This is a genomic window from Mesorhizobium sp. M1C.F.Ca.ET.210.01.1.1, from assembly GCF_004791585.1.
In the GTDB taxonomy this organism is placed as follows: Bacteria; Pseudomonadota; Alphaproteobacteria; order Rhizobiales; family Rhizobiaceae; genus Mesorhizobium.
Genome location: NZ_SRUU01000006.1, coordinates 117,135 through 137,158 on the forward strand (window position 1 = coordinate 117,135; position 20,024 = coordinate 137,158).

General features: G+C 63.6%; 23 protein-coding genes. 13 read left to right on the forward strand and 10 right to left on the reverse strand.

The window, feature by feature from the left end; translation table 11 throughout:
* Nucleotides 1-53: 53 nt before the first annotated feature.
* From EN853_RS09000 to EN853_RS09015, 4 genes are all read right to left on the reverse strand, one after another.
* A complete protein-coding gene (locus EN853_RS09000) occupies nt 54-824 on the reverse strand; it encodes an ATP-binding cassette domain-containing protein (RefSeq protein ID WP_127859437.1) in 771 nt (256 codons plus the stop codon).
* A 2-nt stretch (nt 825-826) separates the two neighbouring features.
* On the reverse strand, nt 827-1,903 hold the full coding sequence (locus EN853_RS09005; protein WP_127859436.1) for an ABC transporter permease: 1,077 nt from the start codon (nt 1,901-1,903) through the stop codon (nt 827-829).
* 137 nt (nt 1,904-2,040) lie between these two features.
* Nucleotides 2,041-2,982 (reverse strand): sugar ABC transporter substrate-binding protein, encoded by a 942-nt coding sequence (locus EN853_RS09010; RefSeq protein ID WP_127859435.1) that lies wholly within the window; start codon nt 2,980-2,982, stop codon nt 2,041-2,043.
* A gap of 474 nt (nt 2,983-3,456) precedes the next feature.
* On the reverse strand, nt 3,457-4,488 hold the full coding sequence (locus EN853_RS09015; protein ID WP_127859434.1) for a LacI family DNA-binding transcriptional regulator: 1,032 nt from the start codon (nt 4,486-4,488) through the stop codon (nt 3,457-3,459).
* Nucleotides 4,489-4,676: 188 nt separating this feature from the next.
* On the opposite strand from EN853_RS09015, the gene EN853_RS09020 reads away from it, so the two are divergent.
* Genes EN853_RS09020 through EN853_RS09035 form a run of 4 tightly spaced genes read left to right on the forward strand, consistent with a single transcriptional unit; the run spans nt 4,677 to nt 8,207 of the window.
* Nucleotides 4,677-5,765 (forward strand): fatty acid desaturase family protein, encoded by a 1,089-nt coding sequence (locus EN853_RS09020; protein WP_127859552.1) that lies wholly within the window; start codon nt 4,677-4,679, stop codon nt 5,763-5,765.
* A gap of 46 nt (nt 5,766-5,811) precedes the next feature.
* Complete coding sequence (locus tag EN853_RS09025) at nt 5,812-6,126, forward strand: MocE family 2Fe-2S type ferredoxin (RefSeq protein ID WP_127859433.1); 315 nt, start codon at nt 5,812-5,814, stop codon at nt 6,124-6,126.
* Between the two features lie 17 nt (nt 6,127-6,143).
* Nucleotides 6,144-7,361: an FAD-dependent oxidoreductase gene (locus EN853_RS09030; protein WP_189343873.1), complete on the forward strand. Its 1,218-nt coding sequence runs from the start codon at nt 6,144-6,146 to the stop codon at nt 7,359-7,361.
* Nucleotides 7,362-7,400: 39 nt separating this feature from the next.
* Nucleotides 7,401-8,207, forward strand: coding sequence for a 3-methyl-2-oxobutanoate hydroxymethyltransferase (locus EN853_RS09035; protein ID WP_127859431.1), 807 nt, complete (start codon nt 7,401-7,403; stop codon nt 8,205-8,207).
* Nucleotides 8,208-8,228: 21 nt separating this feature from the next.
* Here the strand turns inward: EN853_RS09035 and EN853_RS09040 are convergent, their stop codons facing one another.
* From EN853_RS09040 to hslV, 5 genes are all read right to left on the reverse strand, one after another.
* Complete coding sequence (locus EN853_RS09040; RefSeq protein ID WP_127859430.1) at nt 8,229-9,188, reverse strand: DUF1402 family protein; 960 nt, start codon at nt 9,186-9,188, stop codon at nt 8,229-8,231.
* Nucleotides 9,189-9,539: 351 nt separating this feature from the next.
* Nucleotides 9,540-10,853 carry an ATP-dependent protease ATPase subunit HslU gene (gene hslU, locus EN853_RS09045; RefSeq protein ID WP_127859429.1) on the reverse strand — a complete coding sequence of 438 codons (1,314 nt, stop codon included), beginning with the start codon at nt 10,851-10,853 and terminating at the stop codon, nt 9,540-9,542.
* A gap of 5 nt (nt 10,854-10,858) precedes the next feature.
* Nucleotides 10,859-11,458: a DUF2585 domain-containing protein gene (locus EN853_RS09050; RefSeq protein ID WP_127859428.1), complete on the reverse strand. Its 600-nt coding sequence runs from the start codon at nt 11,456-11,458 to the stop codon at nt 10,859-10,861.
* A 4-nt stretch (nt 11,459-11,462) separates the two neighbouring features.
* Nucleotides 11,463-11,987, reverse strand: coding sequence for a GNAT family N-acetyltransferase (locus EN853_RS09055; protein ID WP_127859427.1), 525 nt, complete (start codon nt 11,985-11,987; stop codon nt 11,463-11,465).
* 52 nt (nt 11,988-12,039) lie between these two features.
* Entirely contained in the window at nt 12,040-12,591 is a 552-nt protein-coding gene (gene hslV, locus EN853_RS09060; protein WP_127859426.1) for an ATP-dependent protease subunit HslV, read from the reverse strand.
* A gap of 205 nt (nt 12,592-12,796) precedes the next feature.
* Between hslV and hisB the strand changes: the two genes are divergently transcribed.
* From hisB to coaA, 9 genes are all read left to right on the forward strand, one after another.
* Nucleotides 12,797-13,396 carry an imidazoleglycerol-phosphate dehydratase HisB gene (hisB, locus tag EN853_RS09065; RefSeq protein ID WP_127859425.1) on the forward strand — a complete coding sequence of 200 codons (600 nt, stop codon included), beginning with the start codon at nt 12,797-12,799 and terminating at the stop codon, nt 13,394-13,396.
* A 4-nt stretch (nt 13,397-13,400) separates the two neighbouring features.
* Complete coding sequence (locus tag EN853_RS09070) at nt 13,401-13,877, forward strand: DUF2628 domain-containing protein (protein ID WP_127859424.1); 477 nt, start codon at nt 13,401-13,403, stop codon at nt 13,875-13,877.
* A gap of 1 nt (nt 13,878) precedes the next feature.
* The gene (gene hisH / locus EN853_RS09075) at nt 13,879-14,529 is read left to right on the forward strand and encodes an imidazole glycerol phosphate synthase subunit HisH (protein ID WP_127859423.1); all 651 of its coding nucleotides are present in this window, start codon (nt 13,879-13,881) and stop codon (nt 14,527-14,529) included.
* Nucleotides 14,530-14,820 (forward strand): DUF1330 domain-containing protein, encoded by a 291-nt coding sequence (locus EN853_RS09080; protein ID WP_127859422.1) that lies wholly within the window; start codon nt 14,530-14,532, stop codon nt 14,818-14,820.
* A 2-nt stretch (nt 14,821-14,822) separates the two neighbouring features.
* The gene (hisA, locus tag EN853_RS09085; RefSeq protein ID WP_127859421.1) at nt 14,823-15,569 is read left to right on the forward strand and encodes a 1-(5-phosphoribosyl)-5-[(5-phosphoribosylamino)methylideneamino]imidazole-4-carboxamide isomerase; all 747 of its coding nucleotides are present in this window, start codon (nt 14,823-14,825) and stop codon (nt 15,567-15,569) included.
* Entirely contained in the window at nt 15,566-16,405 is an 840-nt protein-coding gene (locus EN853_RS09090; RefSeq protein WP_127859420.1) for an arginase family protein, read from the forward strand. Before hisA ends, EN853_RS09090 begins: the two co-directional genes overlap by 4 nt.
* Nucleotides 16,402-17,196, forward strand: coding sequence for an imidazole glycerol phosphate synthase subunit HisF (gene hisF, locus EN853_RS09095; RefSeq protein WP_167524435.1), 795 nt, complete (start codon nt 16,402-16,404; stop codon nt 17,194-17,196). Before EN853_RS09090 ends, hisF begins: the two co-directional genes overlap by 4 nt.
* Before the next feature lie 9 nt (nt 17,197-17,205).
* Nucleotides 17,206-17,529, forward strand: coding sequence for a phosphoribosyl-ATP diphosphatase (locus EN853_RS09100; RefSeq protein ID WP_127859418.1), 324 nt, complete (start codon nt 17,206-17,208; stop codon nt 17,527-17,529).
* 84 nt (nt 17,530-17,613) lie between these two features.
* Complete coding sequence (coaA, locus tag EN853_RS09105; RefSeq protein WP_127859417.1) at nt 17,614-18,573, forward strand: type I pantothenate kinase; 960 nt, start codon at nt 17,614-17,616, stop codon at nt 18,571-18,573.
* A 68-nt stretch (nt 18,574-18,641) separates the two neighbouring features.
* Here coaA and EN853_RS09110 read toward each other — a convergent pair whose 3' ends face one another.
* Nucleotides 18,642-19,763, reverse strand: coding sequence for a phosphatase PAP2 family protein (locus EN853_RS09110; protein ID WP_127859416.1), 1,122 nt, complete (start codon nt 19,761-19,763; stop codon nt 18,642-18,644).
* Nucleotides 19,764-20,024 lie beyond the last annotated feature (261 nt).

Genomic DNA, 20,024 nt, shown 5'->3' on the forward strand with positions numbered 1-20,024 from the left:
TGCTGTCCGCGCCTTCCGGCGCGGACGATTGGTTGGTCCCGTCGTGGCGCCCGTCAGGCGGCCTGGAGTTCGGCCTGTCCGGTCTTGGCGCCGGTGATGTAGGCGACGATGTCGTTGCCGTCGGTGTCCTGCTTGCGCAAATTGGCGACGATGCGGCCGCGCCGGAAGACGACGATGCGGTCGACCAGGTCGAACACCTGGCGCATGTTGTGGCTGATCAGGATCAGCGGCTCGCCGTTCTCCTTCAGCGTGCGGATGATGTTTTCGACCTGCGCCGTCTCTTGCACGCCGAGGGCCGCCGTCGGCTCGTCCATGATGATCAGCTTGGAGGCGAAGGTCGCGGTCCTGGCGATCGCCACGCATTGACGCTGGCCGCCAGACATGTGGCGGATGGTGCTTGAAAGGTTGGGGATCTTCACCGCGGTGCGGACAAGCGCCGCCTCGGTCGCCTTGCGCATCGCCTTGCGGTCGAGGATCGAGAACGGGCCGAGGTTGAACAGCACCTTCTCGCGGCCGAGGAAGAGGTTCGACGGCACGTCGAGATCGTCGGCCAGAGCGAGGTTCTGGAACACGGTCTCGATGCCCGCCTCGCGCGCCTCGATCGGGCCGGCGAAGTTCACTTCCTTGCCGTCGAACCAGATCTTGCCGTCGGTGCGCTGCTCGACGCCGGTGATCTGGCGTACGAAAGTCGACTTGCCGGCGCCGTTGTCGCCCATGATGGCGACATGCTCGCCCTTGCGCAGCTCGAAGTTCGCCTCCTGCAGCGCGTGCACGCCGCCGTAATGCTTGGTGAGGTTTTCGGTCTTCAGAACGATGTCCGACATGGTCAAGCTCCTATCGCCCGGCGGCGCTGGCGCCATTGATCGAGAACGACTGCGCCGACGATGATCACGCCCTTGACCATCTCCTGGTAGTAGGCGTCGAGGCGCAGGAAGGTGAAGCCGGAGATGATGACGCCGAAGATCAGCGAGCCGATCACGGTGCCGATGATAGACCCGCGGCCGCCCGAGAGCGAGACGCCGCCGATGACCGCCATGGCGATGGCGTCGAGCTCGTACATGACGCCCATGCCGGCCTGGGCAGTGAGGTTCTTGGAGGAGAGCACCACCGCGGCGATCGAGGCGAGGATGCCGGCAATCACATAGACCAGCACCTTGTGGTTGGCGATCTTGATGCCGGACATGCGCGCGGCATCCTCGTTGGAGCCGATGGCGTAGCAGTGCTTGCCGTATCTGGTGTAGCTCAGGATGAGTTGGAACAGGATCGCCAGCGAGATGAAGATGATGACCGGCATCAGCCCCTTGCCGATTGCGGCGAAGCTGTCGGTCGGGAACGAGATCGGCTGGCCCTTCGACCACCATTTGGCGATGCCGCGCGCGGTGACCATCATGCCCAGCGTGGCGATGAAGGGTGGAATACGAGTGAAGGCTATCAATGATCCATTGATGAGACCGGCCAAAAGCCCGCAGCCGACGGCGACCAGCAGCGGCACGATGACCGGCAGGTCGGTCCAGCCATAGGCGATGAACATCGCCTTGGGGTTGGGATTGCCGTTGACGGTCGCGACTTGCGCGAAGCTCATGGCGATCATGGCGGTGGCGCCGACGATCGAGCCTGAGGACAGGTCGATGCCGCCGCAGATGATGACCTGGGTGACGCCGATGGCGATGATGCCAACGATCGAGACCTGCAGGATGATGATCTGCAGCCGCTGCTCGTTGAAGATCGCGTCGACGTTTTCGCGGGTGTTGAACAGGAAGCTGTCGCCGAGGAAGACGCGGCCGATCAGCTCGAACGCGCCGACCAGGATGACGAGCGCAAGGAACACGTTGAACTCGGCCGGCCAGGGGCGCTTCTTGGCGTCATAGCTCAGTCCGCCAATGCCATGCGATGTTTGTGACACGTCTTCTTCCTCCGAATGACCGCGCCCGCTCTCCCGCCCGGTGGGGGCGGGAGAAAGAAGGGAGCGACGCCGCTCAATCAGCAGCCGATTTCAGCCAGTCCGATTCATCGGAGCGCCGCTCCTCGAGAAGCGCAGCCTCAGTTCTTCTTCAAGAACTTGTCGATGTTCGCCGGCGTGACGAGCTGGAACGGGATATAGACCTTGTGTTCCACCTTCTCGCCCTTGGCGAGCTTCAGCGCCGCATCGAGCGCGCCGGCGCCCTGGCCGGCAGCATCCTGGAAGACGCTAACGTCGAGATCGCCCGCCTGCATCGCGGCCAACGCGTCCTGGGTGGCGTCGACGCCGCCGACCACGACCGACTTCATGTCGATGTTGGCGGCCTTCATCGCCTGGATGGCGCCGATGGCGCTTTCGTCGTTGTTGGCAATAACGCCGTCGAACGGCTTGCCGGACGACAGCCAGTTGGTCATCAGGTTCTGCGCTTCGTCACGCTTCCAGTTCGAGGTCTGCTTGTCGATGATCTTGATGAAGCTGCAGTCCGGCGTGGCGATCACTTCCTCGATGTCCTTGGTGCGCTGCACCGCGGCCTGGTTGGAAAGCTCGCCCATGATCACGTAGACGTTGGCTTCCTTCTTGCCGGCTTCCTTGAAGAGGCGGCAGGCTTCCTTGGTCTCGAGCGTGCCGGATTCAGCCTCGTTCGAAGCGACGAAGGCCTGGTTGTCGGGCAGCGAGTCGACATTGACCGGCTCGCGGTTGACATAAACCAGCGGGATCTTGGCCGCGGCGGCCGCGTCCGACATCGCCTGGGTGGCCGAGGTGTCGACCGGGTTGACGATGATGGCATCGACGCCCGAAGCGGCGAAGTTCTTGATCTGGTCGAGCTGCTTGGCGACGTCGTTCTGGGCGTCCTCAACCTGCAGCTCTACGCCATCCATGCCCTTGGCCTGGGCGATCATGCCGTTGCGCAGCACGGTCAGGAAGTTGTCGTCGAAAAGAGCCATCGAGACGCCGATCTTGGCGGCGAAGGCGGACGAACTCATCAGCGCCGAAAGCGCGACGCCCAAAAGCAGTTTCTTCATTTTAGTTTCTCCTCCACTTGGTGTCCGGTTGCACCGAATTGAACCGGAATCCCCGATCTGTCCGGGGAAACTCTCCCTTCGGCCGTTCCGACGGCGCTTCCCTTGCGCAAATGGAACGCCTGGTCCTCTGTTTGAAACAGACGTTCCGGAACGAAAGAACCAAAATACCCAGTTGGTGAAATATTTATTCCATTTCGCTTGGTGACGTCAAGGGAGATTCGGAACGGACATGCCGGATTTTCATTCACGGCTGCGCTGGGACGGAGGCATGGCCGGAGGATCGCAGGGCTTTGGGTCGCATTTTGGCCGCGGCTGCAACCATGACAAAATCTTATCAGCCTGATGGATCACATCATCTCGGGCGGAAGCCGCCTAAAGCGTGTCGCGATCTTTCAGATTCGCTCCATGCGCTTTAGGTTTTGATTTAGGCATGTCTTTGTCCCGCAACCGGTTCCCACTTTCGGGAGACATGCTTTAGATGTTCTCGGGCAGATAGATGTCGAAGGGCAGGAAGGTCTGCCCGGGCGCATTGGCGGCGCCGCTCTCGATGGCATGCGCCATGAGCGCCACGAGCTCGCGGCAAAGCGCTGCGAGCGGCGTCGAGATCACCATGGTGAGGATGTTGTCGGCGAGGGCTGCGCGCGACTCGGCGTTGATCTCGTTGCACACGACCGCGGGCATGTTCGCCGGCTTCGCTTCCCTCAACGCCGCGACCGCGCCTTCCATGCCGCCGCCGGCGACATAGCAGCCGGCAAGATCCGGATGCCGCGCCAGGAGCTCGAGCATCGCATTGTGCGTCACCTGGTTGGCTTCCAGATTGACCAGCGTCTCCAGCACGGTGAAGTCCGGCGCGTGCTCGCGAAAATAGGAGCGGAAGCCGATCTCCCGCAGCTCGTGGCCATGGAAGCGGTGGCTGCCGACGAAGAGCGCGACCTTGCCCGGCTTCCTGGCGGCCGTGGCGATCATCCAGGCCGCGGTGCGACCGACCTTGCGGTTGTCCAGCCCGACATAGCCCTCGCGGATGCCGGCGGCGAAGTCGGACAGCAGCGAAAAGACCGGCTGCCCCCTCGCCTTCAGCGTCTCGACCACCGCCGTCAGCGTCGGGTGGTCCGGGCCGACAACGGCGATGGCCCTGGATTTCGCCGCCAGCCTGCGCATCTGGGCGGCGATCTCGTCAGGCGCCAGCGAGGCGGCGAAATCGATCGTCGCGGCGCCACGGAAGCGTTGCGACTGCGAGACCGCCAGTTCCAATTCGCGCGCGAAGTCGCCGTAGAAGACATCATTGCCCCGCAGAAGCAGGAAGCCGAGGCGGTATTCCGGCAATTCCTGGCGCATGCGCTGCTTGATCAGCCCGGCGGCGTGGTAGCCGATATCGGTCGCCGCCTCGTAGACCCGGCGCGCCGTTTCCTCGCGCACGGGCAAGCGATTGTTCAGCACCCTGTCGACGGTGGCGACGCTGACGCCGGAAACGCGCGCAAGATCAGTGATTGTCGGCCGCTTTGCCATGAATGCTCCCATTGCCTGTCCGGCTCAGAATAGCTCACTCTGATATGAAATGATAGAATCTATCTTTGTGATGTTGAGGCTATCATGGCTTGGAGCTATGGTGAAGTGGAAGTCAGCCATGCGCGAGCCCGGCATTGCCGAGGACCGCTCGCCGGGTGGCGACGGAGGAACCCGCAATGACGGCAATCATGTCTCCGGCACTGTCCGGACGCGACTACAGCCTGACCGGCCGCGACGCCAAGCTCGCGGTCGAGAACGGGCTGGCGGCGGCCGAGTGGTACCACACCGAGATCCCGCGCAAGCAGATGAAGGAGCTGATGCAGCGCTCCGACCAGCCGGCGATCCGCGACACCGCCATCTGGCTCGGCGCGCTGATCCTCAGCGGCGCGGGCGGCGCCTGGTTCTGGGGCAGCTGGTGGTGCGTCCCTTCCTTCTTCGTCTATGGCACGCTCTACGGCTCGTCGACAGATTCCCGCTGGCACGAATGCGGCCACGGCACGGCCTTCCGCACGCAGTGGATGAACGACGCCGTCTACCAGCTCGCCTGTTTCATGATCATGCGCAATCCGGTGACCTGGCGCTGGAGCCATACGCGCCACCACACCGATACCATCATCGTCGGCCGCGACCCGGAGATCGCCGTCATGCGGCCGCCGGACCTTGTGCGCCTAGTCCTGAACTTCTTCGGCATCCTCGACGCGTGGCACGCGATGGCCGACATGGTGCGCAATGCCGCTGGCGTCATCAGCGCCGCCGAAAAGACCTTCATCCCGCCACAGGAGCAGCCCAGGGCCATCCGCGCCGCACGCATCTGGCTGGCCATCTACATCGCGACCATCGCCCTGGCGCTCTACCTGCACTCATGGCTGCCGCCGATGCTCGTCGGCCTGCCCCGCCTCTATGGCGCCTGGCATCATGTCATGACCGGACTGCTGCAACATGGCGGCCTTGCCGAGAATGTCATCGACCACCGCCTCAACAGCCGCACCGTCTACATGAATCCGATCAGCCGGTTCATCTACTGGAACATGAACTACCATGTGGAGCACCACATGTTCCCGATGGTGCCCTATCATGCGCTGCCGAAGCTGCATGAGCTGATCAAGCACGATCTGCCGGCGCCGACGCCGTCGATCCTCGCCGGCTACCGCGAGATGATCCCCGCCTTCCTGCGCCAGTTGCGCAACGAGGACTATTTCATCAAGCGTGAGCTGCCGCCGACGGCGAAGCCCTATCGGGAAGAGCTGCACAATCCGGTGCCGGCCGCGGCCGAATGACCGGTAGCGACATACCATACAACTAAGAATTTCGCCGGAGGACGACATGAGCGACTGGGTCGAGGCCTGCGCGGCCGAGGACATCGACGAAGAGGACGTGATGCGGTTCGATCACGCCGGCCGCACCTACGCCATCTACCGCAGCCCGGACGACGAGTATTTCGCGACCGACGGCCTGTGCTCGCATGAGAAGGTGCATCTGGCCGACGGGCTGGTGATGGATGACATCATCGAATGCCCGAAGCATAACGGCCGCTTCAACTACAAGACCGGCGACGCACGCGGTGCGCCGGTTTGCGTCAACCTCAAGACCTATCCGGTCAAGGTCGACGCCGGCAAGGTCCTTATTCAGCTCGGGTGACGGCGATGGCGGGAGGAATGGTCATTATCGGCGCCGGCGAGTGCGGCGGGCGCGCCGCGCTCACCCTGCGCGACCTCGGTTTCGAAGGACCGGTGACGCTGGTCGGCGACGAGCCGCATCTGCCCTACGAACGGCCGCCGCTGTCAAAGGAAGCGATGACCAGCGAGGCGCCATTCATCAAGGCGATCGCCAGCGACGAGCTTTTGGCCGAGCGCTCGATCCGCCATATCCATTCCCTTCGCGTCGTTGCCATCGACCGGGTCGCGCATATCGTGAGCCTGTCCGACGGCTCTTCGCTTGCCTATGACAAGCTGTTGCTTGCCACGGGGTCCGTGCCGCGCAAGCTGCCGATGCCGGGCCTTGGGGGGCGCTGCGTATATCTGAGGACCTTCAACGATGCGCTCGCCATCCGCGCTCATCTCAGCGCTGGCAACCGGGTCGCCATCATCGGTGGCGGCTTCATCGGCCTCGAGCTTGCCGCCTCGGCGCGCAAGCTCGGCGCCGCGGTCACGGTCATCGAGGCACAGCCGCGCATCCTGATGCGCGGCGTGCCGGCAGAGATCGCCGAGATCATCCACAAGGCGCATGAAGCGGAAAGCGTGAGGGTGCTCACCGGCCAGGGCATCGCTTCGATTGCCGACGATGGCGCCGAGGTTCGCATCACGCTTGCCGACGGGCAGCAGGTCGTCGCCGATCTGGCGGTGATCGGCATCGGCGCCGTGCCGGTGACGACGCTCGCCGCCGAGGCGGGGCTGGCGATCGACAACGGCATCGCCGTCGACGGGCACCTGCGCACCGAAGATCCCGACATCTTCGCCGCCGGCGACTGCTGCTCGTTCCCGCTCGCCATCTATGGCGGGCGGCGCGTGCGGCTCGAGGCCTGGCGCAACGCGCAGGAGCAGGGCGCGCTCGCCGCAAGGAACATGCTCGGCGCCGACGAGGCGCATGCCGCGGTGCCATGGTTCTGGTCGGACCAGTACGGGCTCACACTGCAGATCGCCGGGCTTTCCGACGAAGGCAAAAGCATCGTCCGGCGCGACCTCGACGACGGTGCCTTCATCCTGTTCCACCTGGCCGAGGACGGCAGGCTGGTCGCCGCCAGCGGCATCGGTCCCGGCAATGCGGTGGCGCGCGACATCCGGCTGGCCGAGATGCTGATCGCCAAGCGGGCAAGGCCGGCGCCGGAGGCGCTCGGCTCGCAAGCGGTCAAGCTGAAGTCGCTGCTGGCGGCATAGGCTGCTCGGTCATGCAATCAAGGTTTTGAGGGGACGAAGATGGCACGCAGCAGACCGACCGTCGCCGATTTGCAGTCGCTGAAGGGCAAGCGCCAGCTTTCCAAGCTGCGCGTCTTCTCGCTGGAAGAGGCCGAGGCCGCCGAGCGGGCCGGCATCGACCTCATCTCGGTCCCCTATGACGTGATGTTCGATCCGCGCTTTCGCGACGCCGCGCCCACCTGCTTTGCCATTCCCGGCGACGAACGAATAAAGCTGGGGGCCACCACCGACGAGATTTTGCGCATGGCGGTGAAGCTGCGCGCGGCAAGCGCCGACGCCATGTATTGCTCGGCCAGCCTGCAGACGATCCGCCGCCTGCGCGACGAGCACATCCCGGTCTGCGGTCATGTCGGCCTGATCCCGGCGCATGCGACCTGGACAGGCGGCTTCAAGGCTGTCGGCAAGACCGCCGAGAGCGCTGCCTTCGTGTGGAAGCAGGTCAAGGACCTCGAAGCCGCCGGCGCCTTCGCCGCCGAGATCGAGGTGGTGCCGGCGGCCGTCGCCGGCGCAATCTCGCGCCGCACGCCGCTGATCATGATCTCGATGGGCGCCGGTGCCGGCTGCGACGCGCAATATCTGTTCTCGGAGGACCTGCTCGGCAGCAATCGCGGCCATTATCCGCGCCACGCCAAGCGCTACCGCGACTTCGCGGCGGAACTCGACCGCCTCCAGAACGAGCGCATCGCCGCCTTCCGCGAATATGCCGACGACATCCAGTCAGGCGCCTATCCTGAGCCGCGCCACATGGTCGAGGCAGACCCCGAGGAAATGCGCAAGTTCGAGGCGTTTCTCGCCTCGGAGGGTTAGTGATCGACCTGATTGGAGCCGCTAGAACAGCGCCTTCAACTCGTCCAGCTTGTCGTTGACCAGCCAGCCGTAATAGTTCTCCTCGGGCAGCTTCTCCGGTTCCCCGGCGGCGCGCCGCTTCCCATTCTCTGCCTTCAGCGCATAGGCACGCTGCTCGGGATTGCCGACATTGTAGAGCGTGGCGGTCAGCCCTGGATTTTCCGAGATGTCGAAGCCGGCGATGTTCCGGTAGGCATCGATCGACTTCCTGATCGTGGCGGCGACGTAAGGCAGCGTCAGGTCCGGATCCATGATGGTCTTGTAGACCGTGTTCGGATCCTTGACGTCGAGCTCGGGCAGGCCGGAGACCTTGTGCACGATGTCGCTCATCTGCAGCGCCGTCAGCGGGTTGAGCTGGCCCAGCCCGAATGTCTGGCCGGCGTAGTAGGGCTGGAAGAAGGTGGCGCCGAAACGGTCATTGGGAAAGCTTGTGCCGCCGACGGTCTTGCCGCGGAAGGAATGGTTCCACACCTGCTCGCGGCACTCCCAAAGATCGTAGCTGTCGTCCAGGCCCGCACATTTCTTGAACTCCGGCCGCTGGACGAAATCGCTGACGTCCTCGCCTTCATAGGCGAAGGTGAGCCTGCTCGAGAGATACGACATCGCCTTGACGTAATAGGTCTGCAGCCGGTCGTAGGCATCGACATTGTAGGTATGCTCGCCGACGATGGCGCCGACGATGTGCATCGGATCGATGCCATAGGCAGCAGCCGCTTTCCTTATCTTGGCGCGCAGCTCGGCATCGTTCTGCAGCAGCGCATAGACCTTGCGATACTTGGCCTGGAAGGTGGTGCTGGTGGCCTGGGTGCGCCGGCTGGAGGCGCCGGGTATGTCGGGCTGCATGCCGTTGCGATTGCCCGGCGGCACCATGGTTGCAGCATCGGCCATCGTTATGGCCGATGCCAAAGCCAGGCCGAGAAAGAGGAATATGCGCTTCTTCATGCACCGCCGCCCTGGACCGGCCCAGCTGTCGCTGATCCGCTCCAACCACTTATTTTTACACAATTTCGGACGGAAAACCGCTGCGCACTTTTCCTGAAATTGCTGGTCGAAATCGGCGGCAACCTAGGTAAAGGCGGCAGGAGAGTCGAGAGAAGGCAGCGGCCTGCCGCCAAGAATGGTGGCCGGTTGCTTCCATTTGGCCACACTTTGGATTTCGGGCCGACACATGTGCCGGCCCGAGATGCACGGCCGTTAGCTTTCACCGTTTCACGGAAACGTCGAACCGCTCTATCTTTTTGTTTTGACGCAATTCCGGACGGAAAACCGAGTCGCACTTTTCCTGGAATTGCTCTAAAGGATGAACCGCGACAGGTCCGTGTTGCGCGACAGGTCGCCGACATGCTTCTGCACATAGTCGGCATCGATGGTGACCTTCGTGCCGTTGCGGTCCGGCGCGTCGTAGGAGATTTCGTCCAGCACGCGCTCCATCACCGTCTGCAGGCGCCTGGCGCCGATGTTCTCGACACTGGCGTTGAGGTCGACGGCGATGCCGGCCAGCGAATCGATGGCGTCGTCGGTGAAGGTGAGATCGACGCCTTCGGTCTTCATCAGCGCGATATACTGCTTGATCAGGCTGGCCTCGGTCTCGGTGAGGATGCGGACGAAATCCTCCTTCTCCAGCGCACGCAGCTCGACGCGGATCGGCAGGCGGCCCTGCAGCTCCGGCAGCAGGTCCGACGGCTTGGAGACATGGAATGCGCCCGAAGCGATGAACAGGATGTGGTCGGTCTTGATCGGCCCGTATTTGGTCGCGACCGTCGTGCCCTCGACCAGCGGCAGCAGGTCGCGCTGCACGCCTTCACGGGAAACGCCTGCGCCGACGCCGCCTTCGCGCGAGGCGATCTTGTCGATCTCGTCGATGAAGACGATGCCGTCATTCTCGGCCGATTCAAGCGCCCGGCGCACCACCTCGTCCTGGTCGAGCAGCTTGTCGGACTCGTCGTTGACCAGGAGCTCGTAGGAATCGCGCACCGTGGTCTTGCGGCTCTTGGTCCTGCGGCCGCCCATGGCCTTCGACAGCATGTCGTTGATGTTGAGCACACCGATGTTGGCGCCGGGCATGCCGGGGATCTCGAAGCCGGGCATGCCGCCGGTGCCGGTGTCGGCCACCTCGATCTCTATCTCCTTGTCGTCGAGCTCGCCGTCGCGCAGCCTCTTGCGGAAACTATCGCGGGTGGCCGGGCTGGCGGTCTTGCCGACGAGCGCCTCCAGCACGCGCTCCTCGGCGTTGACCTGGGCGCGCGCGCTGACGTCCTCGCGCATCTTCTCGCGCGTCAGGCCGATGGCGACCTCGACGAGGTCGCGCACGATCTGCTCGACGTCGCGGCCGACATAGCCGACCTCGGTGAACTTGGTGGCCTCGACCTTGACGAAGGGCGCGCCGGCGAGCCGCGCCAGACGGCGCGAAATCTCGGTCTTGCCGACGCCGGTCGGGCCGATCATCAGGATGTTCTTCGGCATCACCTCTTCGCGCATCTGGCCTTCCAGCTGCTGGCGGCGCCAGCGGTTGCGCAAGGCGATCGCCACGGCGCGCTTGGCGTCCTTCTGGCCGATGATGAAGCGGTCGAGTTCCGAAACGATTTCGCGGGGAGAGAAGGTGCTCATAATACTCAAATTCCACTTTGCCACTGCTTGATGGACTCGAACGGATGCAGCAGCATGATCACGTTGAGCGTCAGATTGTCCCGGATGATGTAGCCCGTGCCGAACTCGAAGATGAGCGCCAGGGCCACGATCACCCATATAGGGAGCTTTCGCGCCATCACAAATCCCAGCGCCATGAACAGCGTGTCGGACACCGAGTTGATGATCGAGTCGCCGTAATAATTGAGCGAGATGGTGCCGGCGCGGTAGCGGTCGATGATGAAGGGGCTGTTTTCCAGGAGCTCCCAGCCGCCTTCGATGAGAACGGCGAAAGCCAGCCTCAGCCCGACCGGCGAGCGCGGGAACAGGAACGCGGCCAGCGCATAGAACAGGAAACCGTGGATGATGTGCGAGAAGGTGTACCAGTCGGCGATGTGCTGTGAATTCTCCGAACTGTTCACCACGCCGTGCCAGAGCTTGACGTAGCCGCAGGTGCAGATCGGCGGATGGCCCATGCCATAGAGGGCGCCGGCCTGGAAAATGACCAAGGCGAGCACCAGAAGCAGCCCCATGCGCCAGCTGTCTTCATAGGCGGAAAGCGTCTTGTCCTCTTCGGGCGCAATCATCCGTTCAGTCCCCCTCTTCCATATCGTCCTCGGCCGCATCGACGGCCATCAGCACGACGTCCCCATATTGCGATTGCCGGCGGCCGCTCGGCCTGAAACCGGCCTTTTCATAGGCGCGGATGGCGCGGCCATTGTCCGGATGCGGATCGATGATGACGCGCGGCGCGCCTTCCTCGAACAGCGCCTCGACGAACTGGCGCACGATCGCCGAGCCATGACCGATGCCGACCAGGTCCGCTGGGCCGATCGACAGATCGATGCCCAGCGTGCCGAATGGCTGGTCGGCATAGGGATGGTCGTCTTCCAAATGCGGATCGTAGCTCTGCAGATAGGCGATCGGCCTGCCGTCCAGTTCGACGATCAGCGGCTCCACCGAAACCGAATCGAGATGCTCGCGGATTTCGGCGATCTCCTTTTGCGGATCGTCCCACCATTCGGCGACATGCGGCTCGGCAAGCCAGCGGGCGATCATCGGCAGGTCCTTTTCGGTGACCGGCCGAAAATCGTAGCTGTCTTCCCGTTCGACCATGATCTTTTCCAAAAACCGGCTCCCACCTTTGGGACCATGGTCAGGCTTCGCCTCAGGCGGCATCGAGCATTTCGACGACGAAGTTGCCGTTGGTGTAGACGCAGATATCGGCCGCGATCTGCATCGCCTTGCGGGCGATCTCCTCGGCGTCCTTGTCGGTATCCATCAGCGCGCGGGCAGCCGCCAGCGCATAGTTGCCGCCGGAACCGATGGCCATGACGCCATGTTCGGGCTCGAGCACGTCGCCGGTGCCGGTCAATGCCAGCGAGACCGACTTGTCAGCCACCAGCATCATCGCTTCCAGCCGGCGCAGATAGCGGTCGGTGCGCCAGTCCTTGGCAAGCTCGACGCAGGCGCGCGTCAGCTGGTCCGGATATTGTTCGAGCTTGGCTTCGAGGCGTTCGAGCAGGGTGAAGGCATCGGCAGTGGCGCCGGCAAAACCGGCAATGACGCTGCCGCCCTTGCCGATGCGGCGCACCTTGCGCGCGTTGCCCTTCATGATGGTCTGGCCAAGGCTGACCTGGCCGTCGCCGGCGATCACAACCTTGTTGCCCTTGCGCACGCTGACGATGGTGGTGGCGTGCATGGTCAGTTCATTCGACATTTACGGCTCCGATTCGCGCTATCCCTTGGAAAGGCGATTGGCGCGGTACGAGTGACTTTTGATTGCCATATGTATGCATGAGGCGAGTGAATGCAAACCGCCTCCGGCAAGGCCGATACCGCCTGGAATGGCAACTGGCAATCGCCGGATCATGCTGATAGAAGGCTCTCGTTTTCAAGCCCGTGCCCCTGAACAGGACTGACTGATGCCGCCCCGTTCCGCCGAAATCAGCCGCAAGACCAAGGAAACCGAGATTTCGGTGTCGATCCATGTCGACGGCAAGGGTAAATCCGACATCGCGACGGGCGTCGGCTTCTTCGACCATATGCTCGACCAGCTGTCGCGCCATTCGCTGATCGACATGACGATCAAGGCCAAAGGCGATCTGCACATCGACGACCACCACACGGTCGAGGACACCGGCATCGCGATCGGCCAGGCGCTGGGCAAGGCTCTGGGCGAGCGGCGCGGCATCATGCGCTACGCCTCGATCGACCTTGCCATGGACGAGACGCTGACACGGGCGGCGATCGATGTTTCCGGCCGGCCCTTCCTGGTCTGGAACGTCGCCTTCTCATCGCCGAAGATCGGCACCTTCGACACCGAGCTGGTGCGTGAGTTCTTCCAGGCCCTGGCACAGAATGCCGGCATCACGCTGCATGTGACCAATCACTGCGGCGCCAACAACCATCATATCGCGGAAACCTGCTTCAAGGCGGTGGCACGAGCGCTGCGCGCGGCGCTGGAGCCCGACCCGCGCCAGCCTGACGCGGTGCCGTCCACCAAGGGATCCCTGAAAGGATAGCCCTATGGCCATCTATGTTGTGATGGAGCCGCCTGCGGGCGGCAACAAGGCCGACGATGCGATGCTGGTGCGCGACGGCTTCACCTGGCTCGGTTTCCTGTTCCCGCCGGTCTGGCTCGCCTGGCACCGGCTGTGGATCGAGGCCTTGCTGACCTTTGCGGTCACGGCGATCCTGTCCGCGCTCGGCGAAAAGCTCGGCCTTGGATGGGCCGGATCGGCCCTGTCGCTCTTGGTGTCGCTCTATATCGGGCTCGAAGGGCAAGACCTGCGGATATCGGCGCTGCGCCGCCGCGGCTGGCGGGAATGGGGCGTGGTCGAGGCCGGCAATCTTGGCGGCGCCGAGGCGCGCTACGTGCTGGAAGCCGACGGACGCGAGGAAGAGCCGGCACCCATGCCGCGCATCGTTCCCGACACGAACCTGGCGCGGCCCGCCCAGACAGGCATGGCGCTGGGGCTGACGCATACGCCGGGAAGGCCCTGACATGCGGGTAGCAATCATCGACTATGGCTCGGGCAATCTGCGCTCGGCCACCAAGGCCTTCGAGCGCGCCGCGCATGAGGCAGGCATCGCGGCGACCATCGATCTCACCGCCGATGCCGAGCGGGTGCGCAGCGCCGACCGCATCGTGCTGCCGGGCGTCGGCGCCTATGCCGACTGCGCCGCCGGCCTCAATGCCGTCCCCGGCATGTGGGAAGCGGTGGAAGAGGCGGCGCTTCGCAAGGCGCGTCCCTTCCTCGGCATCTGCGTCGGCATGCAGTTGATGTCGGAACGCGGGCTGGAAAAGACGATCACCAAGGGGTTCGGCTGGATCGCCGGCGACGTCAAGGAGATCACGCCGACCGATCCGGCGCTGAAGATCCCCCAGATCGGCTGGAACACGATCGAGCTCAAGCGCCAGCATCCGCTGTTTTCGGGCATCGAGACCGGTCCGAAGGGGCTGCATGCCTATTTCGTTCATTCCTACCACCTGGAAGCGAGGAACCCCGCCGAGGTGCTGGCCGTCGCCGACTATGGCGGGCCGGTGACGGCGGCCGTCGCCCGCGACAACCTCGCCGGCACGCAGTTCCATCCCGAAAAGAGCCAGGCGCTGGGCCTGGCGCTGATCACCAATTTCCTGAGGTGGAGGCCCTAGATGAGCAAGAAGGGCTATTGGATCGCGATGATCGACGTCCACGATCCTGAGGTTTGCAAGCAATATATCGAGGCCAATGCGAAAGCCTTCGCCAAATACGGCGCGACGTTTCCGGTGCGGGCTGGACGCCATGCAAGTCCCGAGGGAGCGACCGGGAACCGCCACGTGGTGGTGGAGTTTTCGTCCTACGAGACGGCGCTCGCCTGCTACGACTCGCCCGAATATCAGGAAGCCTTGAAATTCCGACTGGCGGCATCGAGCGGTCATTTTGTCATCGTCGAGGGCGCCTGATCGTGATCCTGTTTCCGGCAATCGACCTCAAGGATGGCAAATGCGTGCGCCTGAAGCACGGCGACATGGCGACCGCCACCATCTACAACGATGATCCGGCAGCCCAGGCCAAGGCCTTCGAGGAGCAGGGCTTCGAATGGCTGCACGTCGTCGACCTCAACGGCGCCTTCAAAGGCCAGAGCGTCAATTCCGCGGCGGTCGGCGCCATCCTCAAGGCGACGAAGAACCCGGTGCAGCTCGGCGGCGGCATCCGCACGCTGGCGCAGATCGAGGACTGGCTGGACCGCGGCCTGGCGCGCGTCATCCTGGGCACCGTAGCGGTGCGCGAGCCGGAGCTGGTGAAGGACGCCTGCAAAGCCTTCCCCGGAAAGATCGCCGTCGGCATCGACGCCAAGGGTGGCAAGGTTGCGGTAGAGGGCTGGGCCGAAGCCTCGGAACTCGGCGTCATCGAGCTGGCGAAGAAATTCGAGGGCGCGGGCGTCGCCGCCATCATCTACACCGACATCGACCGCGACGGCGTGCTTACCGGCATCAACTGGGATTCGACGATCAGCCTTGCCGAAGCGGTGACGATCCCCGTCATCGCGTCCGGCGGGCTGGCCTCGATCGCCGACATCGTGCGCATGACCATGCCAGATGCCAGGAGGCTCGAAGGCGCGATCTCCGGCCGCGCGCTCTATGACGGGCGCATCGACCCGGCGGAGGCGCTGGCAGTCCTGCGTGGCGAGGGGATGGAGGCAGAACGGTGAACATCTCGATCATCCTGGCGTCCTACGACAGCGGCCACTTTCACGGCGGCTGCGGCCAGGGCCCCGACGCGCTGATTTCCGGCGGACTGGCGGACGCGCTCAAACTCGCCGGCCACGACGTCGAGGTGCACGACATCGGCAGGGTGGTCGAGGATGGAGAGGAGCGCGAGATCAGCACCGGATTTGCCGTCTGCAACGCCGTTTCGGGCGAGGTCCGCATCGCGCTGGACAAGGGGCGGTTTCCGATCGTGCTGGCCGGTAACTGCCTGACCAGTGCCGGTGCCGTGGCCGGCGGAGGCGCGGACGCGATCATCTGGGCCGACCAGCATGGCGACCTCAACACGCCCGACACCTCGGCCACGGGCTTCCTCGACGGCATGGCGCTGGCGACCGTGCTTGGCCTGTGCTGGCGGCCGATGGCGGCGCAAATCCCAGGCTTCAAGGCGATCGATCCGTCCCGCTGCGTTCTGGTCAACGCGCGCGACCTCGACACGGCGGAGAAGGAGCTGCTGGAAAAGCTGCCGATCATCCGCACCGAGTGCCCGGGATGGTCACCCGCGGCGCAGAGGCTCAAAGCCGATGGCGCAAGCCGTGTCCACATGCACATCGATCTCGACGTCCATGATCCCGAGAAGCTGCAGGCCAATCGCTACACCACACCCGGCGGCCCGGCGCCCGAGCAAATGCGCAGCGCAATGTGCGGCCTTGCCGGCCCGCTGGACATCGCCGGACTCACCATCTCAGCCTACGATCCGGCGTTCGACCCGAAGGGCGACGTGCCGCCGCTGGTGGGCGAGCTGGTGGTCGACCTGCTGTCGACGATGGAGAGGCGCTGATGCTGAAAGCCCGCGTCATTCCCTGCCTCGACGTCAAGAACGGCCGTGTCGTCAAGGGCGTCAATTTCGTCGATCTGGTCGACGCCGGCGATCCGGTCGAGGCCGCCAAGGCCTATGACGCGGCGGGCGCCGACGAGCTCTGCTTCCTCGACATCACCGCCTCGTCCGACAACCGCGAGACGATCTTCGACGTCGTCGCCCGTACGGCCGAACAATGCTTCATGCCGCTCACCGTCGGCGGCGGCGTGCGTCAGGTGGCCGATATCCGCAAGCTGCTTCTGGCCGGCGCCGACAAGGTGTCGATCAACACGGCGGCGGTGAAGAATCCGGATTTCGTCGCGGAAGCCGCCGACAAGTTCGGCAACCAGTGCATTGTCGTGGCCATCGACGCCAAGAAGGTGTCGGCGGCCGGCGAGGCCGACCGCTGGGAGATCTTCACCCATGGCGGGCGCGAGAAGACAGGCATCGACGCGGTCGCATTCGCCAGACAGATGGTCGATCGCGGCGCCGGCGAGATCCTGCTCACCTCGATGGACCGCGACGGCACCAAGGCCGGCTACGACATCGCGCTGACCCGCGCCATCGCCGACGCGGTGCGCGTGCCGGTCATCGCCTCAGGCGGCGTCGGCACCCTCGATCATCTGGTCGAGGGCATCCGCGACGGCCATGCGGGCGCGGTGCTTGCCGCCTCGATCTTCCATTTCGGCACCTACACCATCGCCGAGGCCAAGGCGCATATGGCCACAGCCGGCCTGCCGATGCGGCTGGACTCGGCCGTCCATCGGACTTAAACCACTGCTATGGCTCAATTTTCGCTCGCCGAGCTGGAAACGATCATCCATCAGCGCGCCCGTTCCGGCGACCCGGAGTCGTGGACTGCGAAACTGTTCGCCAAGGGCATGGACAAGGCGGCGCAGAAGCTCGGCGAGGAAGCGGTCGAGACCGTGATCGCCGCCATTCGCGGCGACCGGCAGGCCCTCGTTTCGGAAAGCGCCGATCTCCTATATCATTGGCTCGTCGTCCTCGGCATCGCCGGCGTTCCCCTGGACGATGTGCTTAAGGAGCTCGAGGGCCGCACCGGCCGCTCGGGCGTCGCCGAGAAGGCGTCCCGGCCCCGGGGCTGATCGAAAGAGACGGATAGAGCATGATGTCGCCCGAAAACCGCTTCGCACTTTTCGGCATCATGCTCTAGGAGGGCAGGAGACTCGATGGACCAGCTCGCTCCTACCGAGAAATATTCACCCTATCGCTTCTTCTCGGCCGAGCAATGGTCGCAGTTCCGCGCCGACACACCGCTCACCCTCACCGAGGACGAGATCGACCGGCTGCGCTCGCTCAACGACCCGGTCGACCTCGAAGAGGTCAAGCGCATCTATCTCTCGCTGTCGCGCCTGCTTTCGGCGCATGTCGAGGCAAGCCAACTGCTGTTCAGGCAGCGGCAGGCCTTCTTCAACGCGCAGGACGTGGTCAAGACGCCGTTCATCATCGGCATCGCCGGCTCGGTCGCGGTCGGCAAATCGACCACGGCGCGCGTGCTCAAGGAATTGCTGGCGCGCTGGCCTTCGAGCCCGAAGGTCGATCTCATCACCACCGACGGCTTCCTCTTGCCCAACGAGATCCTGCGCCGCGACAATCTGATGGAGCGCAAGGGTTTTCCCGACAGCTACGACGTCGGCGCGCTGCTCAGGTTCCTGTCCGGCATCAAGTCGGCGCAGCGCAATGTCCGCGCGCCGGTCTATTCGCACCTGACCTACGACGTCATCCCCGGCGAGTTCGTCACCATCGACAGGCCGGACATACTGATCTTCGAAGGCATCAACGTCTTGCAGCCGGGCAAATTGCCGAAGGACGGCAAGATCGTACCGTTCCTGTCGGACTTCTTTGACTTCGCCATCTATATCGATGCCGACGAGAAGCTGATCCACCAGTGGTACATCCAGCGCTTTATGCGCCTGCGCGAGACCGCCTTCCGCAATCCGGACTCCTTCTTCCACCGCTATTCGCAGCTTTCGGAGGATGCCGCGCGCGCCATCGCCGAGGGCCTGTGGAGCAACATCAACCTGAAGAACCTGCGCGAGAACATCCTGCCGACCAGGGCGCGAGCCGACCTGATCCTGCGCAAAGGCGCCAACCACCTGGTCGAGGAAGTGGCGCTACGGAAACTTTGACCATCGTGCCCGGACGCCGGCCGGACCGAAGCAATTCCGGGAAGATTGCGCTGCGCCCCGCCCCGGGCTCACGAAGTCGCGAGTGCCGTCTCGGGACGAGCAGCGGATTGCGTGCGCGGCGCCGGCAACCGGCGATCGGCCGGGATCAGCTTGCGCGCTGCGAAATAGATCAGGAGCGTCACCAAAGCGGCAACATAGCCGTCGATCGCATAGTGCCAGGCCAGATAGACCGAGCTGGCCGCGACGAAGGCCGCATAGAGGAACGCCAGCGCGCCGAGATAGCGATTGTATTCGCGCAGGAACAGTGCGTTGAGCGTCACCAGCCCGACATGGACGCTGGGGAACGCCGAAATGCCTGTCGCAAAACCCGTCCGCCCGGCTTCATTCAACGACCACAGATAGTTCTGATAGGAAGCAGCGGAGTTGGGCGCTCCAAGCCCCTTGGCCAGGAAAGCGAGCTGTTGGCCAAACCGCGCGGTGTCTCCCGTGACGAGGCCGTAAAATGCCGGGCCAGCCGAAAGGAACAGTGCGGCCAGCACGTTTCCGACAATAATCCAGACCGCCATGAAGCAGACCAGATAGCGCGTCCGAATTGACGCCACCTTGGGCGATGTCGCGACAAAGAACAGGGCGCTGAAATTGAACAGGAACCACAGGACGTTGTAGTTCCACTCCACCGCGACGCGCACCCAATCATCTTTGGCCACCGCATAGAGCCAGCGCCACGGATCAACGCCAAAATGCAGGACGCTATCGATGTTGGCCTGCACGACATCGAAGCGAAAACCGCCCTGCCAGACAGGCATGACGTTTTTTACCGACGTGAATGTGCCCTGGAAGATCATCAGCGCCACGAGAAGGCATAGGCCGGACAGGAAATAGGCCAACCGGCTATTGGAAAACGTCGTTTTCACAACAAGAAGCCGCCGGGAATTGAAACGGTGCAAGATGAGGATCGCGTCAAAAATGACGACGAATATGGGAAATATCAAACAGTTGAGTTTTATCCAGTCCTCAAAATAAATCGAGTACGCGCTGCGGTCATCCGCGCCGACGGCGTGAAGAAAAACAAGTCCGGCCAGGGTGTAGGCGGCTATTATTAGGTAAAGGCCCGAATCCCTGCGGACAAGCTGTGCCGCTGCGGCGACGATCGCCCCTGAGCCAATAGAAAATGATCGCCCTATAGCCATTGCCCAAGCCCCAATACTGGAATGCCTTAAGCGACTTCGCTCCAGCTGGAATCGCTCTTTCCGGCTCCGGGTATTTTCTATCTTCGCAGTTCCAAGCGAGCCGCCGCCGCACGGCTTCCATGGAATTGCCCCAGGTTCTTATGGGAGAAATCTGTAGATTCAGTTAGCTTGCGGCGGGGTCGGATCAGTCGACTTGACGCTCCGCCCCACCTCTCAGAATTGCCGAACCGCCCTAGCTATTTGTTTTTACGCATTCCGGAC

Bases quoted from the DNA above. Each gene is read 5' to 3' on its own strand.
- EN853_RS09000 (WP_127859437.1), bottom strand. From the start codon at position 824: ATGTCGGACATCGTTCTGAAGACCGAAAACCTCACCAAGCATTACGGC.
- EN853_RS09010 (WP_127859435.1), bottom strand. From the start codon at position 2,982: ATGAAGAAACTGCTTTTGGGCGTCGCGCTTTCGGCGCTGATGAGTTCG.
- EN853_RS09015 (WP_127859434.1), bottom strand. From the start codon at position 4,488: ATGGCAAAGCGGCCGACAATCACTGATCTTGCGCGCGTTTCCGGCGTC.
- EN853_RS09020 (WP_127859552.1), top strand. From the start codon at position 4,677: ATGTCTCCGGCACTGTCCGGACGCGACTACAGCCTGACCGGCCGCGAC.
- EN853_RS09025 (WP_127859433.1), top strand. From the start codon at position 5,812: ATGAGCGACTGGGTCGAGGCCTGCGCGGCCGAGGACATCGACGAAGAG.
- EN853_RS09030 (WP_189343873.1), top strand. From the start codon at position 6,144: ATGGTCATTATCGGCGCCGGCGAGTGCGGCGGGCGCGCCGCGCTCACC.
- EN853_RS09035 (WP_127859431.1), top strand. From the start codon at position 7,401: ATGGCACGCAGCAGACCGACCGTCGCCGATTTGCAGTCGCTGAAGGGC.
- EN853_RS09040 (WP_127859430.1), bottom strand. From the start codon at position 9,188: ATGAAGAAGCGCATATTCCTCTTTCTCGGCCTGGCTTTGGCATCGGCC.
- hslU (WP_127859429.1), bottom strand. From the start codon at position 10,853: ATGAGCACCTTCTCTCCCCGCGAAATCGTTTCGGAACTCGACCGCTTC.
- EN853_RS09050 (WP_127859428.1), bottom strand. From the start codon at position 11,458: ATGATTGCGCCCGAAGAGGACAAGACGCTTTCCGCCTATGAAGACAGC.
- EN853_RS09055 (WP_127859427.1), bottom strand. From the start codon at position 11,987: ATGGTCGAACGGGAAGACAGCTACGATTTTCGGCCGGTCACCGAAAAG.
- hslV (WP_127859426.1), bottom strand. From the start codon at position 12,591: ATGTCGAATGAACTGACCATGCACGCCACCACCATCGTCAGCGTGCGC.
- hisB (WP_127859425.1), top strand. From the start codon at position 12,797: ATGCCGCCCCGTTCCGCCGAAATCAGCCGCAAGACCAAGGAAACCGAG.
- EN853_RS09070 (WP_127859424.1), top strand. From the start codon at position 13,401: ATGGCCATCTATGTTGTGATGGAGCCGCCTGCGGGCGGCAACAAGGCC.
- hisH (WP_127859423.1), top strand. From the start codon at position 13,879: ATGCGGGTAGCAATCATCGACTATGGCTCGGGCAATCTGCGCTCGGCC.
- EN853_RS09080 (WP_127859422.1), top strand. From the start codon at position 14,530: ATGAGCAAGAAGGGCTATTGGATCGCGATGATCGACGTCCACGATCCT.
- EN853_RS09100 (WP_127859418.1), top strand. From the start codon at position 17,206: ATGGCTCAATTTTCGCTCGCCGAGCTGGAAACGATCATCCATCAGCGC.
- coaA (WP_127859417.1), top strand. From the start codon at position 17,614: ATGGACCAGCTCGCTCCTACCGAGAAATATTCACCCTATCGCTTCTTC.
- EN853_RS09110 (WP_127859416.1), bottom strand. From the start codon at position 19,763: ATGGCTATAGGGCGATCATTTTCTATTGGCTCAGGGGCGATCGTCGCC.